This window comes from Microterricola viridarii (assembly GCF_001542775.1).
Lineage (GTDB): Bacteria > Actinomycetota > Actinomycetes > Actinomycetales > Microbacteriaceae > Microterricola > Microterricola viridarii_A.
Window position 1 is genome coordinate 3250728 of the sequence record NZ_CP014145.1, and the last position, 17025, is coordinate 3267752.

Annotated in this window: 19 protein-coding genes and 1 pseudogene; 13 read left to right on the plus strand and 7 right to left on the minus strand. The window is 70.7% G+C overall.

The features are described from left to right. Nucleotides 1-27 precede the first annotated feature (27 nt). Nucleotides 28-645: a MarR family winged helix-turn-helix transcriptional regulator gene (locus tag AWU67_RS14900; protein ID WP_234407278.1), complete on the minus strand. Its 618-nt coding sequence runs from the start codon at nucleotides 643-645 to the stop codon at nucleotides 28-30. Between the two features lie 104 nt (nucleotides 646-749). Here AWU67_RS14900 and idi point away from each other — a divergent pair, with 104 nt between their 5' ends. The 10 genes from idi (at nucleotide 750) to AWU67_RS17780 (ending at nucleotide 9620) form a co-directional block, all read left to right on the plus strand. After that, nucleotides 750-1295 (plus strand): isopentenyl-diphosphate Delta-isomerase, encoded by a 546-nt coding sequence (gene idi, locus AWU67_RS14905; RefSeq protein ID WP_067230812.1) that lies wholly within the window; start codon nucleotides 750-752, stop codon nucleotides 1293-1295. Then, nucleotides 1292-2365: a polyprenyl synthetase family protein gene (locus AWU67_RS14910; RefSeq protein ID WP_067230815.1), complete on the plus strand. Its 1074-nt coding sequence runs from the start codon at nucleotides 1292-1294 to the stop codon at nucleotides 2363-2365. The genes idi and AWU67_RS14910 overlap by 4 nt, the downstream gene beginning before the upstream one ends. Then, nucleotides 2362-3264 (plus strand): phytoene/squalene synthase family protein, encoded by a 903-nt coding sequence (locus AWU67_RS14915; protein ID WP_067230816.1) that lies wholly within the window; start codon nucleotides 2362-2364, stop codon nucleotides 3262-3264. Before AWU67_RS14910 ends, AWU67_RS14915 begins: the two co-directional genes overlap by 4 nt. Then, a complete protein-coding gene (crtI, locus tag AWU67_RS14920) occupies nucleotides 3261-4934 on the plus strand; it encodes a phytoene desaturase family protein (RefSeq protein WP_067230819.1) in 1674 nt (557 codons plus the stop codon). The genes AWU67_RS14915 and crtI overlap by 4 nt, the downstream gene beginning before the upstream one ends. Beyond that, nucleotides 4931-5254 carry a lycopene cyclase domain-containing protein gene (locus AWU67_RS14925; protein WP_067230821.1) on the plus strand — a complete coding sequence of 108 codons (324 nt, stop codon included), beginning with the start codon at nucleotides 4931-4933 and terminating at the stop codon, nucleotides 5252-5254. Before crtI ends, AWU67_RS14925 begins: the two co-directional genes overlap by 4 nt. After that, complete coding sequence (locus AWU67_RS14930; RefSeq protein WP_067230824.1) at nucleotides 5251-5589, plus strand: lycopene cyclase domain-containing protein; 339 nt, start codon at nucleotides 5251-5253, stop codon at nucleotides 5587-5589. Before AWU67_RS14925 ends, AWU67_RS14930 begins: the two co-directional genes overlap by 4 nt. Next, complete coding sequence (locus AWU67_RS14935; protein WP_082717043.1) at nucleotides 5579-6526, plus strand: prenyltransferase; 948 nt, start codon at nucleotides 5579-5581, stop codon at nucleotides 6524-6526. Before AWU67_RS14930 ends, AWU67_RS14935 begins: the two co-directional genes overlap by 11 nt. Beyond that, entirely contained in the window at nucleotides 6523-7512 is a 990-nt protein-coding gene (hemB, locus tag AWU67_RS14940) for a porphobilinogen synthase (protein ID WP_082717044.1), read from the plus strand. The genes AWU67_RS14935 and hemB overlap by 4 nt, the downstream gene beginning before the upstream one ends. Next, nucleotides 7509-8825: a glutamate-1-semialdehyde 2,1-aminomutase gene (gene hemL / locus AWU67_RS14945; RefSeq protein WP_067230828.1), complete on the plus strand. Its 1317-nt coding sequence runs from the start codon at nucleotides 7509-7511 to the stop codon at nucleotides 8823-8825. Before hemB ends, hemL begins: the two co-directional genes overlap by 4 nt. A gap of 87 nt (nucleotides 8826-8912) precedes the next feature. Beyond that, nucleotides 8913-9620: a hypothetical protein gene (locus tag AWU67_RS17780; protein ID WP_234407279.1), complete on the plus strand. Its 708-nt coding sequence runs from the start codon at nucleotides 8913-8915 to the stop codon at nucleotides 9618-9620. 132 nt (nucleotides 9621-9752) lie between these two features. Here the strand turns inward: AWU67_RS17780 and AWU67_RS14955 are convergent, their stop codons facing one another. The 5 genes from AWU67_RS14955 to AWU67_RS14975 form a co-directional block, all read right to left on the minus strand. Next, a complete protein-coding gene (locus tag AWU67_RS14955; RefSeq protein WP_067230830.1) occupies nucleotides 9753-10823 on the minus strand; it encodes an MDR family oxidoreductase in 1071 nt (356 codons plus the stop codon). A 74-nt stretch (nucleotides 10824-10897) separates the two neighbouring features. After that, nucleotides 10898-11725, minus strand: coding sequence for an ABC transporter permease (locus AWU67_RS14960; protein WP_067230834.1), 828 nt, complete (start codon nucleotides 11723-11725; stop codon nucleotides 10898-10900). Further along, a complete protein-coding gene (locus AWU67_RS14965) occupies nucleotides 11722-12624 on the minus strand; it encodes an ABC transporter ATP-binding protein (protein ID WP_067230838.1) in 903 nt (300 codons plus the stop codon). Before AWU67_RS14965 ends, AWU67_RS14960 begins: the two co-directional genes overlap by 4 nt. A gap of 124 nt (nucleotides 12625-12748) precedes the next feature. Next, on the minus strand, nucleotides 12749-13156 hold the full coding sequence (gene panD / locus AWU67_RS14970; protein WP_082717045.1) for an aspartate 1-decarboxylase: 408 nt from the start codon (nucleotides 13154-13156) through the stop codon (nucleotides 12749-12751). A gap of 20 nt (nucleotides 13157-13176) precedes the next feature. Then, nucleotides 13177-13965, minus strand: coding sequence for an isocitrate lyase/PEP mutase family protein (locus AWU67_RS14975; RefSeq protein ID WP_067232889.1), 789 nt, complete (start codon nucleotides 13963-13965; stop codon nucleotides 13177-13179). A 120-nt stretch (nucleotides 13966-14085) separates the two neighbouring features. Between AWU67_RS14975 and AWU67_RS14980 the strand changes: the two genes are divergently transcribed. Further along, complete coding sequence (locus AWU67_RS14980; RefSeq protein ID WP_082717046.1) at nucleotides 14086-15012, plus strand: LssY C-terminal domain-containing protein; 927 nt, start codon at nucleotides 14086-14088, stop codon at nucleotides 15010-15012. After that, nucleotides 15009-15458, plus strand: a complete 450-nt coding sequence (locus AWU67_RS17050; protein WP_082717047.1) for a hypothetical protein — start codon at nucleotides 15009-15011, stop codon at nucleotides 15456-15458. Before AWU67_RS14980 ends, AWU67_RS17050 begins: the two co-directional genes overlap by 4 nt. Here AWU67_RS17050 and AWU67_RS14985 read toward each other — a convergent pair. Continuing rightward, nucleotides 15455-16371, minus strand: a pseudogene (locus AWU67_RS14985) (rhodanese-related sulfurtransferase). The gene AWU67_RS17050 and the pseudogene AWU67_RS14985 overlap by 4 nt on opposite strands. Before the next feature lie 112 nt (nucleotides 16372-16483). On the opposite strand from AWU67_RS14985, the gene AWU67_RS14990 reads away from it, so the two are divergent. Further along, on the plus strand, nucleotides 16484-17020 hold the full coding sequence (locus AWU67_RS14990; protein WP_067230845.1) for a YbhB/YbcL family Raf kinase inhibitor-like protein: 537 nt from the start codon (nucleotides 16484-16486) through the stop codon (nucleotides 17018-17020). Nucleotides 17021-17025 lie beyond the last annotated feature (5 nt).

Consider the following 17025-nt stretch of genomic DNA (forward strand, 5'->3'; position numbering starts at 1 on the left):
TCCGCGCTGGCGGGCGCCCGCGCGGGATCAGTGCTGCTGCGCACCCGATCCGCCGGGCTGATCGGGCTCGCCGTCCTGACCTGTCTCGCTGTCCTGGTCTGGCTCATCTTCGAGCGCGGCCAGGCTGGTCAGGAACTTGATGACGACCTCGCGCTCGCTCGGTGAGAGCGCCGCGGCGACATCGAATCGACGCGCATGCTTGCGCCCAATCGTGGCGCGTGCATCCGTGTGCGTGGCAGCGGTCACGTCGACGACGACCGCACGACGGTCGTCCGGGTGCGCCGAACGGGTGATGTGCCCCGCCTTCTCGAGCCGGTCCAGCATCTTGGTGATGGATGCCGTCGAGATCTGCAGGTGCCCAGCCAGCATCCCGGCCGTCACAAGCACTCCGGAGTTCTTCGCGGCGATGACGAAGCGCAGCGCCTTCATGTCGGTCTCGTTCAGCCGCATATAGCTGCGCGACTGGAGGCTGATCCGCTCCTCCGACTCCCGCCACTCCTTGATGGCGGTGAGTACCGCGACCACCTGGTCGAGTTCCTCAGGCGGCAGCTCCGAGTAGCGCACATAGCTGCCAGTGGGGTCGACGATGCGCGGATCAAGCATGGACGCTGCTGAATCCCACGTCTTAGACTGCGACTTGACCATGGCCCCAGTGTACTTGCGAGAGTTGTGTCATGCTTAGCAAGTAACTAACCAAGTTAGGTAATTTGTGGGGAGGCTCAGTGCCTGTTCTGAGTGAGGCTTCTGTTGTGGATACATCCAGAGAGCTGGTGGTTCTGCTCGATGAGCGCGGTAACGCCTCTGGCAGCGCAGACAAGGAGCGTCTGCACACCACCGAAACCCCCCTCCATCTGGCGTTCTCCTGCCACGTCTCGAACGCGGCCGGCGAGCTGCTCCTGACCCGTCGGGCCCTCGGCAAGCGCAGCTGGCCCGGCGTCTGGACCAACTCCTTCTGCGGGCACCCCGCACCGGGGGAGAGCATGGTGGATGCCGTCGTGCGCCACGCCCAGGCAGAGCTGGGGCTGCGGCTGGACCCCGCCCTGCACCAGCTGACACTCGAGCTGCCCGACTTCCGCTACAGGGCCGTCGACCCGTCCGGCATCGTCGAGAACGAGCTTTGCCCCGTCTACACCGCCGTGATCGACGATCGGCCGGTGCCGAACCCGGCCGAGGTGATGGAGCTGGCCTGGGTCACGCCGACCGCACTGGCCGCGGCCCTCGCCGCAACGCCCTGGGCGTTCAGCCCGTGGCTGGTGTTGCAGGCCCGCGAGCTCGGCACCGGGGTGCAGTCATGACTATCGTCTTGAGCCGTTTCGTCACCGAGCAGGATGCCAGCCGTATCGAGGAGGTGCTGGACGGCCACTGGCGTAAGCGCCTGGGCGCGGCCGAGGCCTTCGGCGAGGACTACACCCGGCTGTGGTCGGCGATGACGCGCTCCGCGCGCGGGGGCAAGCTGCTCCGCCCGGCACTCGTTCTCTGTTCCTACGAGCAGCTCAGCGCTGCCGGCGGCGCGCACCGTGCGGCAGCGGTCGAGCTGGCCGCCGCGTTCGAACTGCTGCACACGGCATTCCTGCTGCACGACGACGTGATCGACAACGACCTGGTGCGCCGCGGTGAGCGCAACGTGGTCGGCGAGCGGCTCGACGAGGGCGTCGCCGCCGGCATGGCCGCGGCTGACGCGGAACGCTGGGCCCAGGCATCCGCCATTCTGGCCGGCGACCTGCTGATCCACGACGCCCAGTCGCTGGTGGCGCGGCTCACCGTGCCGGAGCCGGTGCGGCTGGAGCTGCTCGACCTGCTCGACGCCGCGGTCTTCGCCTCGGCGGCGGGGGAGCTGGCCGACGTCGCACTGAGTTCCGGTGCGGCCGCGCCGGAGCTCGGCACCGTTCTGGCCATGACGCAGTGGAAGACGGCGCCGTACTCCTTTGCAGCGCCGCTGCGGGCCGGAGCGGTGCTGGCCGGCGCGCCCGCAGAATTGGGCGCGCTGCTGGAACGCTTCGGCGGCCTCGTCGGAACCGCTTTTCAGCTGCGTGACGACGTGCTCGGGGTATTCGGCGACGAGGGGCTGACCGGCAAGAGCACGGTCGGCGATGCCAGGGAGGGCAAGATGACCGCGATGATGGCCTTCGCGCGCACGACAGCCAGCTGGCCGATGCTGCGGACGCTGCTCGACGAGCACGGCGCGGTCGACATGGACCGCATTCGCGGGCTCCTGGTCGACTGCGGTGCCCTCGACTACGTGGAGCGGCTGATCTCCGACACGGTGGAGCAGAGCCTCGCCCTGCTCGAGCAGCCGCTCGTGCCTGCCGGGCTCCGGCTGGAGCTGGCCCAGCTGGGCCGCCGGGCAGCGGAGCGTGCCTCATGACCCGGCCACTGGAGCGGGGGAGCACCCCGGCGCTGGCCGGCTCGCGTGAGCTGGCGCTCTATGAGCGGGCCGCGCACCGCGGTGCGGCCATCGTGATCCGGGAGTACTCGACCTCCTTCGGGCTGGCCAGCCGCCTGCTCTCTGCCCGCATCCGACCCGAGGTCGAGAACGTCTATGCCCTCGTGCGGGTCGCCGACGAGATCGTCGACGGAGCGGCAGCCGCCGCCGGGCTCAGCGTCGACCAGCAGCGGGAATGCCTCGACGCGATGGAGGCGGAGACCGCGCGGGCCCTGAAGCGCGGCTACAGCAGCGACCTCGTCGTGCACGCCTTCGCGCAGACCGCGAGGCGGTCCGGCATCACGGTCGACCTGTTGACCCCGTTCTTCGCGTCGATGCGGCGCGACCTGGACCCGGCGCCGTTCAACGCGGTGGAGCTGGACGACTACATCTACGGCTCGGCCGAGGTGGTCGGGCTGATGTGCCTGCGGGTGTTCCTGACCGGGGAGTACGCCAACGACAACGAGCGCCGGCGCCTCGAACACGGCGCCCGCCGGCTCGGCGCCGCCTTCCAGAAGATCAACTTCCTGCGCGACATCTCGGCCGACTTCACCGCGCTCGGCCGGCGCTACTTCCCCGGGGTCGACCCGCTGGCCATCACCGAGGAGCAGAAGGCGGCGATCGTCGCCGACATCCGGGCAGACCTGGCCGCGGCCGACGCCGTGATCCCGCGGCTGCCCGTCGGCTGCCGACGCGCGATCCGCGCGGCATCCGCCTTCTTCGCCGAGCTCACCGACCGCGTCGACGCCACCCCAGCGGCCGCGCTCGCCGGGCAACGGGTACGGGTGCCCGCGCCGCACAAGCTGCGCATCCTCGCCGGCGTCATGCTGAGGCCCCGATGAGCGCCGGGCGCACCGCCAGCGTGATCGGCGGGGGGATCGCCGGACTGGCGACGGCAGCCCTGCTGGCCGCCGAGGGGTACACGGTCACGCTGCTCGAGGCCCGGCGCGAGCTGGGCGGCCGGGCCGGCCTGTGGGAGGCCGACGGCTACCGCTTCGACACCGGGCCGTCCTGGTACCTGATGCCGGAGGTCTTCGAGCACTTCTTTGCCCTCCTCGGCACCTCGGCCTCAGAACAGCTCGAGCTGGAGCGGCTGGACCCCGGCTACCGCGTCTTCACCGAGAACGGTGCGGCACCGCTCGATATCGTGGCCGACTTCGAGGCCAACGTCGCGCTGTTCGAATCGATCGAGCCCGGCGCGGGCGCCCGGCTGCGCCGCTACGTCGCCTCGGCCTCCGACGCCTACGAGCTCGCGCTCGGCCGGTTCCTTTACAACACCTTCGACGACCCGCGCAGCCTGATCGGCCCCGACGTGCTGCGCCGCGCACCGGCGATCGCCGGGCTCGGCGCGCGCTCGCTGAACGGCCTGATCCAGAAGCACGTGCGCGATCCGCAGCTGCAGCAGGTGCTCGGCTACCCGGCCGTGTTCCTCGGCTCCTCGCCATTCGACGTGCCCAGCCTGTACCACCTGATGAGCCACCTCGACTTCGGCGACGGCGTCTACTACCCGCAGGGCGGGTTCAGCACGATCATCGACAGCATCGCGGCGCTGGCCGAGGCGGGCGGGGTGCGTATCCTCACCGACGCGCGGGTCACGGCGATCACCACGGACTCCGGCACGGATGACGGCGCGGATGCCGGCGCGGCCGGGGCCACTGGCGCGCGGCCCAAGCGCAGCCGGCGCCGACGTGCCCGCGCGACAGCCACCGGCGTGCGCTACCTCGACGCGCAAGGGGCGGAACACGCGCTGCAGAGCGACATCGTGGTTTCGGCCGCCGACCTGCACTTCACCGAGACCTCCCTGCTGCCGGCGGAGCTGCAGAGCTACCCCGAGGAGTGGTGGACGGAGCGCAATCCCGGCCCTGGCGCCGTGCTCGTGATGCTCGGCGTGCGCGGCTCGCTGCCGGAGCTCAGCCACCACAACCTGTTCTTCATCGACAACTGGGAAGACAACTTCTCGGCAATCTACGGCTCGCCCAGCTTCATCCCCGACCCGGCGTCCATCTACGTCTGCCGGCCGAGCGCCAGCGACCCGAGCGCGGCGCCGCCGGACCACGAGAACCTGTTCGTGCTGGTGCCCGTGCCGGCCGATCCCGAGATCGGCTCCGGCGGCCTCGGCCGCCGCGGCTCCGCGCGCGTGGAAGGGGCCGCGGATGCCGCAATCCAGCAGATCGCGCAGTGGGCGGGCATCCCCGACCTGGCGTTGCGCGTCGTGCTGCGCCGCACCGTCGGGCCGGCCGACTTCGCCGACGACCTGAACTCGTGGCGTGGCGGCGCGCTCGGCCCGGCACACACCCTGCGCCAGAGTGCCTTCTTCCGCGGCAAGAACGCGTCCAGCCTCGTCGACGGCCTGTACTACGCCGGCGGCAGCACGATCCCGGGCATCGGCCTGCCGATGTGCCTGATCAGCGCGGAACTCGTGATCAAGAAGCTGCGCGGCGACCGCAGCGGTGCACCGCTGCACGCGCCGCTGGCCGCCCGCACCGCTGCCACATCGTCGGCGCCGCGATGAGCGCGCTCTACCTGCTGTTTCTGCTCGCATCGCTCGGCTGCATGGTGCTGCTGGACTGGCGTTTCAGGCTGCTCTTCTGGAACGATCCGCGCCGCGCGGCCCTGGTGCTGGGACTCGGCACCGTGTTCTTCGTGCTCTGGGACATCGCCGGCATCTCGCTCGGCATCTTCCTGCGCGGGCAGAACCGGATCTCAACCGGGCTCCTGCTCGGGCCGGAGTTCCCGGTCGAGGAGCTCGTCTTCCTGGTGTTCCTCTGCTACCTGACCATGGTGCTGTTCCAGGGCGCGCAACGCGTCTTCAGTGCACGGAGGCCGACATGACGTACACGGTGCTGAACCTGGTGATGCTCGCCGTGGTGCTGGTGGTCGCTGCATCCGCGCTGTTGCTGCGCCGGCCCGCCCGGCTCGGTGTCGCGCTCGCGGCCGCGGCGGCAACGGCCGCCGTGCTATTCCTGCTCACGGCCCTGTTCGACAGCCTGATGATCGCCGGCGGCCTGATGGAGTACAGCGGCGAGCACCTGATCGGCTGGTTCATCGGCCTCGCCCCGATCGAGGACTTCGCCTACCCGCTGGCGGCCGTCATCCTGCTGCCATCGCTCTGGTGGCTGCTCGGGCCGCGCGCGGTCGCACAGAAGGGGGCGACGGATGTCGGCTGAGAGCAGCACCCGGCAGGGCGCACCACATGAGCCGCCGCCTCGGCAGAGCCTGCCCCGCCAGCTGCTGCTCGCCTCGCGGCCGCTCAGCTGGATCAACACGGCGTTCCCGTTCGCCGCCGCCTATCTGCTCAGCACCGGCCGGGTCGACGCTGCCCTCATCATCGGAACGGTGTTCTTCCTGGTGCCGTACAACCTGGCGATGTACGGGGTGAACGACGTCTTCGATTACGCCTCCGACGTCGCCAACCCGCGCAAGGGGGGCGTCCACGGCGCCCTTCTCGCCCCGCGCCTGCACCGGGCGACGCTCGTGACCGCGGTGGCGCTCTGCCTCCCATTCGTCGTCGCGCTGGTGGTGCTCGGCCCGCCGGCCTCCTGGCTGGTTCTGGCGGTCAGCCTGTTCGCGGTCGCCGCCTACTCGGTGCCCGGGCTGCGCTTCAAAGAGATCCCGGTGCTCGACTCGCTCACCTCCAGCACCCACTTCGTCTCGCCCGCCGTCTACGGCATCGTGCTGGCCGGGGCCCCATTCGGCCCGGTGGCGATCATCGTGCTGCTCGCCTTCTTCCTCTGGGGTGTGGCCAGCCACGCGTTCGGGGCCGTGCAGGACGTACGGCCAGACAGGGAGGCCGGAATCGGCTCGATCGCGACGGCGCTCGGCGCGGCCGCCACCGTGCGACTGGCCCTGGCCTGCTGGGCGCTGGCCGGCCTGGTGCTGCTCCTGCTGGTGCCGCTCGGCTACGGCTGGCCCGGCGCATTGGCCGCCCTGCTCGTCGTTCCCTACCTGGTGCTGGCCTGGCCGTACCGCTCCGTCAGCGACGAAGACTCGGCCTCCGCCACCGGCGGCTGGCGGCACTTCCTCTGGGTCAACTACGCGGTCGGCTTCCTGGCGACCATGCTTCTCATCTTCAGCGCAGTTGATGCACGTAGTCTGTTCGGGTGACCGCAACCCCTCGTATTCGCCCCCGCCGTCTCCGCACCACTTCCGGGATCCGCCGCCTCGCCGCAGAGACGCGCATCCACCCGGCCCAGTTGGTGCTCCCGCTCTTCGTTCGTGAGGAGGGCGGCCCGATGCCCATCGCCTCGATGCCGGGCGTCGTGCAGCACTCGCTCGACAGCGTGAAGGGCGCAGTGCAGGATGCCGCGGCGGCCGGCATCGGCGGGGTCATGCTGTTCGGCGTGCCCAGCCGGCGCGACGCGACCGGCAGCGGCGCCACCGACCCGGAGGGCATCCTCAACCGCGCCACCCGGGTGGTCGCGGCCGAGGTCGGCGACGCCCTCGTCGTGCAGACCGACCTGTGCCTCGACGAGTTCACCGACCATGGCCACTGTGGCGTGCTGGACGCGCTCGGCCGGGTCGACAACGACGCGACGCTCGAGCGCTACCGCGAGATGGCCCTGGTGCAGGCTGCATCAGGCTCGGCACTGCTCGGGCTCTCCGGCATGATGGACGGCCAAGTGGCCGCCGTGCGCGAGACGCTCGACAGCGCCGGATTCATCGACACCGCCGTCCTCGCCTACTCGGCCAAGTACGCCTCGGCGTTCTACGGGCCCTTCCGTGACGCCGTCGAGTCGACGCTGGACGGCGACCGCCGCAGCTACCAGCTCGACCCGGGCAACCGCCGCGAGGGCCTGCGCGAGGCCATGATCGACATCGAGGAGGGCGCGGACGTCGTCATGGTGAAGCCGGCGGGCAGCTACCTCGACGTGCTCGCCGACGTCGCCGCCGCCAGTGATATTCCTGTTTGGGCATATCAGGTGTCCGGCGAGTATTCCATGATCGAGGCCGCCGCAATGCACGGCTGGATCGACCGCAAGCGCGCCGTGCACGAATCGGTGCTCGGCATTCACCGAGCCGGCGCCGATGTCGTGCTCAGCTACTGGGCCACCGAGCTTGCCGGCTGGCTGAACGATGGAGATTTCGCATGACCAGCAACGAAAACCTGTTCGAGCGCGCCCAGGCCGCCATCCCCGGCGGCGTGAACTCGCCGGTGCGGGCGTTCCGCTCGGTTGGTGGCACCCCGCTGTTCCTGGTCAAGGCCTCCGGCGCCTACGTCACCGACTCGGCCGGCCGCGAGTATGTCGACCTCGTCGCAAGCTGGGGCCCGGCCATCCTCGGCCACGCCCACCCCCGCGTGGTCAAGGTGGTGCAGGACGCCGCCGCCCGCGGCCTCTCCTTCGGCGCCAGTACCCCGGCAGAGACCGAGCTGGCCGAGCTGATCGCCGAGCGCGTCGCGCCCGTCGAGAAGGTGCGCCTGGTCTCGACCGGCACGGAGGCCACCATGACGGCCATCCGCCTCGCCCGCGGTTTCACCGGGCGGGAGCTGCTGGTGAAGTTCGCCGGCCACTACCATGGCCATTCCGACGGCCTGCTGGCCGCCGCCGGCTCCGGCCTCGCCACGCTCGCGCTGCCCGGCTCCGCCGGCGTGACGGCAGCGACAGCCGGGCAGACGCTCGTGCTGCCCTACAACGACCTCGACGCGGTGCGCGCAGCCTTCGCCGAGCACGGCGACAACATCGCGGCCGTGATCACCGAAGCAGCCGCCGCGAACATGGGCGTCGTCGCGCCGGATCCCGGCTTCAACGCTGCCCTCGCAGACATCGTGCACGCCCACGGCGCGCTGTTGATCATGGACGAGGTGCTCACCGGGTTCCGCGTCAGCAGCGCCGGCTACTGGGGCCTGGAGAACGCCTACTCCCAGAGCTACGCGCCAGACCTGTTCACCTTCGGCAAGGTCATCGGCGGCGGGCTCCCCGTCGCCGCGCTCGGCGGCCGCGCCGAGGTGATGGACCACCTCGCCCCGCTCGGCCCCGTCTACCAGGCCGGAACGCTCTCGGGCAATCCGGTCGCTGTGGCCGCCGGCCTGGAGACGCTGCGCCTGGCCGACGAGTCGGTGTACGCCACGCTCGACGCGAGCGCATTGCTTATCTCGGAGGCCGTCTCCGCCGCCCTCTCGGCCGAGGGCGTCGCCCACCACGTGCAGCGTGCTGGCAACCTGTTCAGCTTCGTGTTCGGCGAGCACCTGGCGGGCGGCGCCCGCAACTACGACCAGGTGCTCTCGCAGGAGGCGTACCGCTACCCGGCGTTCTTCCAGTCGATGCTCGCCGCCGGCGTCTCGCTGCCGCCCTCGGTGTTCGAGGCCTGGTTCGTCACGGCGGCGCACGACGATCGGGCCATCACGCGCATCCTCGATGCGCTGCCAGAGGCCGCCAAGGCCGCCGCCGCGGCGCAACCGGAGTAGGCCCTCCGCGGCGCACACAGCGCATCGTCACCGCATTGTGAGGTTTCAGACAAGGCGAATGTCGGCGGGTCTTGGCAGACTAGGGTCATGGCTTCATTGCGCGTGCACCCTGACCGGCTTGAGATTCAACTCACCCCCGCCGAGAAGGCTCTCGCGCTGCGCCGCGCAGAGCTGTCTGTGCCGCGCTCTGCCATCCGCTCCGTGACGATCACCGACGACCCGTGGATCTGGATCCGCGGGATCCGGGCGCCGGGCACGCTGGTTCCGCTGGTGCTCGCCGTCGGCACCTGGAAGTTCCACGGTGGCAAGGATTTCCTCGTCATCAAGAACAAGCGCCAGGCTGTGATCATTGATATTACCGATGGGGAATATGCACGCCTCATTGTGAGCACCAACCACGCTGCCGAGCTGGTCAACGCCCTGAACGTCAGTTCCGACGACGCCGCGGCGCAGGTCGACGCTGAGGCGCAGGCCGACGCCGACGCCGCCGCCGGAGCCCTGGAACCCGCCGTTGAGGCCACGGCGATGGCCGCCAAGCCCCGGGCTGCCCGCGCATCGCGCGCGGCCAAGCCGGCGAAGGCCCCTGCAGCGGCCAAGCCTGTCAAGCCCGCCAAGGAGCCCGCCGCGGACAAGGCGCCCGCAGCGGCCAAGGCTGCCAAGGTGCCCGTAGCGGCCAAGGCCGTCAAGGCGCCGGCAGCCGCCAAGGCACCCAAGGAACCTAAGGCAGCCAAGGCTCCTCGGGTTCCCCGGTCTGCGCAGGCTGCCGCGACAACCGCGAGCGACCAGAGCCCGTAACCCCTCAGAGCGGTTACGCGGGGTTTCTGCCTGAGCAGCGTGCCGCCGGCGGCGGGCGCGCGGCGCCTCGACGGGGCATGGTCGAAAACATTCCTGTCGCCGCATGTATGCGGCCGCGGGTTGCCCTGCCGCTTAGGCGTGGACGTTCACGATGGTGCGTCCGCGCACGGTGCCGGCCAGGATCGCGTCGGCCGCGTCGGGCACGGCGGCCAGGCCGATCTCGGTGCTGAGCGCGTCGAGCAGCTCGAAGCGGGTCTCGGCGGCCAACCGCATCCACGCTGCCTCGCGCAGGCTGAGCGGGGCGTCCACCGAGTTGACGCCGAGCAGGTTCACGCCACGCAGGATGAACGGCAGCACCGTGGTCGGCAGCTGGGCGCCAGCGGCCAGGCCGCACGCGGTGACGGATCCGCCGTAGCTGATCTGGGCGAGCACAGTGGCGAGCAGCGGGCCGCCCACGGAGTCGACGGCGCCCGCCCAGCGGGTGCTCTGCAGCGGACGCCCCGGCTCGGCCAGTTCTGCACGGTCGATGACTGTGTTCGCGCCGAGCTCGCGGAGGTAGTCGCCTTCGCTCTCTGCCCGACCGGAGGCCGCCGTCACGCTGTAGCCGGCGCGGGCAAGCAGCATGATCGCCACCGAGCCGACGCCGCCCGCCGCCCCGGTGACCAGGATCTCGCCCGAGCGGGGCCCGATGCCCTGCTTCTCGAGCGCCATGACCGAGAGCATGGCCGTGAATCCGGCCGTGCCGAGCGCTGCGGCCCGGCGGCTGCTGATCGCATCCGGCAGCCGCACGAGCGATCCGGGTGCGACGACCGCGAACTCGGCCAGGCCCCCGTGCGCGCTCTCGCCGATGCCCGCGCCGTTCAGCAACACGGTGTCGCCCGCCGACCAACGTGCGTCGGCCGAGGCGCGCACGGTTCCGACGACGTCGATTCCCGCGATCAAGGGCAGGCGGCGCACGACGCCGGGGCGGCCGGTGACGGCGAGGCCGTCCTTGTAGTTGATGCCGGAGTACTCGACCTCGATCGTGACGCCGGTGGCGGGAGTGGCCGTCGCGGGTGCCTCGGGCGCCGGGGCGAAGAAGGACGCGTCGATGGTGCGCAGGCTGCCGCGCTGCGCGGGCGTGGCCGGCGGGGCGCTGGCGCCGGCGGCATCCGCCAGCTGGTCAACGACGATGGCCCGGAACCCGCCCGCGAGACTGCTCATGCCCCCAGCCTAATCAGGCTGAGCCTGGTCGGCTGGGGGCATGAGGGGGCAGGCGAACGCCGCGTCAGCGCCGTTTACGTGACGTCGCGGCGCCAGCTGGTGAAGTACCCGGCGACGGTCGTGACGACTCCGATGGCTAGCAGCACCATGCCGCCCTGCCACCAGATCAGCGCCTCGGCGTTGCCGCCCGGCGTCGCGATGGCGTAGAAGCTCGCGCCGACGAGCGCGTCGCTGGCCGCGCCGGGCAGGAAGCGCGCCACGTTGGCCGTGACGTCGTTGAAGGAGGCGGCCAGGCGCAGCACCGGCTCGACGAACTGGGTGAACGCGATCACGATGATCAGCGCGGCGACCTGGCTCGGCACGAGCGCGCCGAGGCCGACGCCGACCGCGGCCCAGAGCGCCATGGCGAGCACGCCGCGTCCGATCAGTGCCCAGGTGTCGGCGCTCTCGAGCGACGTGTCGAGTCCGAAGCTGCCGAGCGCGGCGGCGCCGAGGCCCACCGTTGCGGCCCAGGCGATGACGCCGAACAGGGCGCCGACGACGAGCATTGCGACGACCTTCGCCGCCAAGACGATGCCGCGGCGCGGTGTGGCCAGGAACGTCGGGGTGAGCGTCTGGTGCCGGAATTCGCCCGTGACGGCGAAGGCGCCCAGCAGCACCGGGAACACGTAGCCGATCGAGGAGGCCATGCTGTAGATGACGGCGTGCAGGTTCGTGCCGGGCGGCAGCGGGCTGACCCCGGCGGCTGAGCCGTCGCCGCCGCTCGCCACCCAGCCGAACAGCGCGCCGAGGCCGCCGGCCATCGCCCCGACGTAGAGGAAGAGGGTGAGCGCCAGGATCCACCAGAGGCGGGTGCTGAACAGCTTGAGGAACTCGGCCGAGAGTGCGCGGGTGAAGGTCATCGCTCTCCACCTCCGGCGACGAGGCTGAGGAAGGAGTCTTCCAATCCGGTCTCCTGTCGGTGCAGAACGCTGATCTCGACGCCGGCCGCAAAGGCGATGTGGCCGATCTGGGCGGGGTCGCCCGCCGCCACCAGCAGCCCGGCGCGGGCCGGGGCGTGGCTGAGGCCGGCGGCCGTGAGCGCGGCGGCCAGTGCCTCGGGGGTGGGCGAGTTGACGATGACGTGCGGGACCTGCTCGGTGTCGAGGCTGGAGAGCGGCCCCCGGTGCACGAGCTGGCCCTTCGCGATGATCACCACGTCGTCGACGCTCTGCTGCACTTCGCTGAGCAGGTGCGAGCTGACCAAGACGGTGCGGCCCTCTGCCGCGAGCTCCCGCAGGAACAAGCGGATCCACTTGATGCCCTCCGGGTCGAGGCCGTTGATCGGCTCGTCCAGCACGAGCACGCCCGGGTCGCCGAGCAGCGTGCCGGCTAGCCCGAGACGCTGGCGCATGCCGAGCGAGTAGCCGCCGACGCGGCGGTCGGCGTACTCGCTGAGCCCGACCTTGCCGAGCACGATGTCGACGCGGGCCTTGTCGAGCCCGGCCGCGGCGGCGTAGACGCCGAGGTGGTGGCGTGCGGTGCGGCCCGGGTGGAAGCTGGCGGCCTCCAGGGCGGCGCCGACCGTGGTGAGCGGGTTCGACAGCTGGCGGTAGGGCACGCCGCCGAAGGTCGCGGTTCCGCTGCTGGGTCGCACCAGCCCGAGCAGCATGCGCAGGCTGGTTGTCTTGCCTGCGCCGTTGGGGCCGAGGAAGCCGGTGACCCGACCCGGCTCCACGGTGAAGGAGAGGTCGTTGACGGCGGCAACCGCGCCGAAGCGCTTGCTCACCCCAGCGAACTCGATGGGCACTCCGATGGGCATGGAATCCTCTTCTGCTCGTCGGCGGAAGGCCCGCCACGACTCACCCTATTGAGGCCGCTGCGCCCGAGGCATCCGTCGCGCGGGGGATTCTGTACCCCATCGTTGGTGGGACCTGTCGAAACCCTCAGGCGTGCGGCGGGCGCTGCAGCCCGGCAACGACCGACTCAGCGGCATCCGAGCCCAGGTGGATGATCTCGTTGTCGGCGCCAACGTGCACGACGCGCGGCTTGAACGCCAGCGCCTCGTCGCCGGCCAGCAGGCCGTACGCGATGATGATCACGATGTCGCCCGGGTGCACCAGGTGGGCCGCCGCACCGTTGATGCCCACCACGCCGCTGCCGCGCTCGCCCGCGATCGTGTACGTCTCGAGGCGGGCCCCGTTCGTGACGTCGACGACGGCGACCTGCTCGCCGGGCAGGATGCCGGCCGCTTCCAGCAGGTCGCGGTCGATCGTGATCGAGCCGACATAGTCGAGGTCGGCGTGGGTGACGGTGGCGCGGTGGATCTTGCCGCTGAGCATGGTTCTGAGCACGAGAATCCAGCCTACCCGCGTCAGTTCAGGGGGCGGGTGCCCTCCGGGATGGCGCCGCCGGCGTAGAGGGAGCCCGCGACGTCTTGCAGCGCGGTCAGCGCCACGCGCTGCACGTAGGGCCCGTATGAGAGGCGGGCGACGCCCAGCTCGGCCAGGCGCGCGGGCGAGGGCAGCAGCGGCAGGCCGATCAGGCTGAGCCGGCGCGCACCGAACGCCTGCACGAGCTGCCTGACGACATCCTCGCCAAAGTTGCCCGGCACGAACACGCAGGCGGCCCCGGCGTCGAGGTAGGCGCGGCCGCGCTCGATGGCGTCGGCGACGATCACGTCGAGCGGGCGGTCTCCGCCGCGCAGGAACGCGTCGGTGCGGGCGTTCAGCACGAACGGCACGCCCTCGGCCTCGCCGGCCGCGACCACGGCGGCCATGGCGGCGGCGGCCTCGCCGAGCGGCTTCAGCTCGTCCTCGATGTTCGCGCCGACGACGCCGAGCGCGATCGCGCGCCGGGCGGTCTCCCCGGCGTTGCCGTACCCGGCCTCCAGGTCGGCCGTCACGGGCAGATCCGTGCTCGCGACAATGCGTCCGACCATGTCGAGCATCAGGTCGCGCGGGATCGCCTCACCGTCGGGGTAGCCGAAGGTCGCGGCGATCGAGTGGCTCGCCGTCGCCAGGGCCCGGGTCTCCGGCAGGGCGGCGACGGCGCGGGCGCTCACCACGTCCCACACGTTGACGAGCTGCAGCAGCTCGGTGGCCTCGTGCAGGCGGAGAAGCTCGGCTGCGCGGGCGGCGGTTGTGGGGGCATCCGTGTTCATCATGGCTCTCACAGTAGCCACGGCCGCCTGCCGCGTGTTCGCAGGAATCGGACCTGACCGTTGGAAACCTGCGCCGCGACCCGACGTTCTGGTCGAGACCGCAGCGGCTAGCATGGCGTCATGCCAGCCACGGCGACCCCGCCCCCGGCGCACCCCCGCCCGAAGAAGCGAACGAAGCGCTTCTCGGTGAACGCGGCGCTCGATAACTTCTTCTTCGTCTTCGCCGGCCTCGCCGCCATCTGGCTGGCCGTGCTGCTCGCCTCCGACAGCCTGGAATGGGGGTGGGGAGCGCTCTGGTTTGCGCTGGCGTTCTGGCTGCTGCTCGCCTACCTGGTGCTGCCGCGGCTGCACCGCATCCTCACCCAGCTGTACGTGCCGAACTACTTCATCGGCCGCGCCCGCACCAGCGACGGCCTGCTCGGCGACCCGGTGAACCTGGCTCTGCTGGGCACCGCAGAGCAGGTCGGTCAGACGATGGATGCCGCCGGCTGGACGCGGGCCGACCCGGTGACGGCCGCCTCGAGCTGGCGCATCATCACCTCCACACTCACCCGGCGCAGCTACGACGAGGCGCCGGTCAGTCCGCTCTTCCTCTTCGGCCGGCAGCAGGACTTCGCCTACCAGCAGGAGGTCGAGGGCAACCCGTCCAAGCGCCACCACGTGCGCTTCTGGAAGTGCCCGGAAGGCTGGATGCTGCCGGGTGGCCACCGCGTTGACTGGCTGGCCGCCGGCACGTTCGACCGGGCCGTCGGCTTCTCGCTGTTCACCCTGCAGATCACGCACAAGATCGACGAGAACACCGATGTCGAGCGCGATCACATCGTCGCGTCCGTGCGCGCCGCCGAGTCGGCCGCGCGCTTCGTCGTCATCCGGGACTTCTCGACCGGCTATCACGCAAGGAACGGCGGCGGTGATTCGATTCACACCGACGGCGACCTGCCCGTGATCGACCTGCGCCAGGTCGCGCCGGGCCACACGGCCGCGGGGGAGCAGGAGCAGGAGCCGCCCGTTGACCGCGGCACCGTCGAAGTGCGGGGGATCTCGTGAAGCGCCCGGCGCCGATCACCATGGGCGCCGTGCTCATGTGCCTCCGCGTGCTCTCCGGCGGGCTGTTCATCGCCATCGTCTTCGCCGACCGGGCCGGCTTCCTGCACGACTACCTGTTCGACGGCAAGACGGTCACCGCCGACGATCTCACGGCGGCCGGTTTCGTCATCGACATCTTGATGTCGGTCTACGGCGTGTGGCTGCTGTTCTACCTCGTGGTGGCCTGGCTGGTGTGGCGGGGAGTGAACTGGGCGCGCATCGCCGCCATGCTGTTCGCCACGGTCAGCATCCTGGTGCCGTTCGCCGAGTGGTGGCAGTCGGGCCTGGAGATCACGCTGCGCACCACGCTGCTCAGCCTGGCGCTCGACATCCTGATCCTGCTCGCGCTCTCGAGCCAGTCGGCCAGGGCGTACGCCAGACGGAGCGAGCTGCCCGCCGCCGCTTAGGCCAGTGCTGCCGTGTGCTCTCCGCAGAACGTGTCGGACTCCGCGGCGCACTCCGCGCAGACCACCATCTGCTCGCGGCACGAGAGGTCGGTGCAGTTCTGCATCCGCTTGCTGGCCGCGCCGCAGCGCACGCAGCTGCCGATGACGGCCGTGTTCTGGCCGAAATCGACGGAGCCGCGCTGGTCGAAGACGTACAGCGAGCCGTCCCAGAGGCCGGAGTCGCCGAACGCCTCGCCGTAGCGCACGATGCCGCCGTCGAGCTGGTACACGTTCTCGAAGCCGCGGCTCTTCATCAGGCCGGAAAGCACCTCACAGCGGATTCCGCCGGTGCAGTAGGTGACGATCGGCGACTCCTTGAGGTGGTCGTATTTGCCGCTGTCGAGCTCGCTGACGAAGTCGCGGGTGGTGGCGACATCCGGCACGATCGCGTTCTTGAAGCGCCCGATCTCGGCTTCGAAGGCGTTGCGGCCGTCGAAGAAGACAACCTCGGTTCCGGATGCCGCGTGCTCGGCGACCAGGGCGTTCAGCTCGCGCGGGGCCAGCTTGGTGCCGCCGCCGACCACGCCGTCGTCGTCGACCGCGAGCTCGCCGGGGGCGCCGAAGGAAACGATCTCGTCGCGCACCTTCACACTGAGCCGGGGGAAGTCCAGGCTCGCGCCCGTCTCGTCGAGGCCGGTGCCCTCGCTCCACTTGAAGTCGATGCCCTTGAACGGCGCGTACTCCTTGGTCTTGCGCACGTAGCGCTTGAGCGCCGCCATGTCGCCGCCGAGGGTGCCATTGATGCCGTGCTCGCTGAGCAGGATGCGGCCGCGCAGGCCGAGGGACTCGGCGAGGTCGCGCTGCCAGAGACGCACGGCCTCGGGGTCGGCGAGGGAGCGAACATGTAATAGAGAAGAATTTTGGCTGTGGCCATGGGTCAAGTTTACGGACTGCGTCCTGAACGCTCGTGGAGTCCGCGTCGCGCTCGGCGCGGGGTCGTAGGCTGGCGGCATCCGGATGACGCACTGCTCGAATGGAGAACAACGATGTTCAGTTACGACCCCTATGCCGAACTGGCGACGCTCAAGAACTTCGCGCCGCTCACCGTCACGAGTGAGAACGTGCGCGACGGCGAACCGCTGGCCATGGCCCAGTGGGGCGCGCGCGGCGGGGGCAGCGACTCGTCGCCGCAGCTGAGCTGGAGCGCCGGCCCGGTCGGAACGCTGAGCTACGCCGTCACCTGCTTCGACCCGGATGCCCCGACCGGCTCCGGCTTCTGGCACTGGGCCGTCTGCAACATCCCGGCCACCGTCACATCGCTGGCCGAGAATGCCGGGGCCCCGGGCAGTCAGCTGCTCCCGGCCGAGGCGTTGACCCTGCCGAACGAGCGCCGACTCACCTCCTTCATCGGCGCCGGCCCGCCGCCGACGACCGGCGCGCACCGCTACATCTTCGCCGTGCACGCCGTCGACGTCGCCACGCTCGACGTCGACCCGCAGTCGACGCCCGCGGTGCTCGGCTTCAACCTGCACTTCCACACGCTGGCTCGCGGCACCCTCACCGGCACCGCCAGCGCGGACTAGCCGCC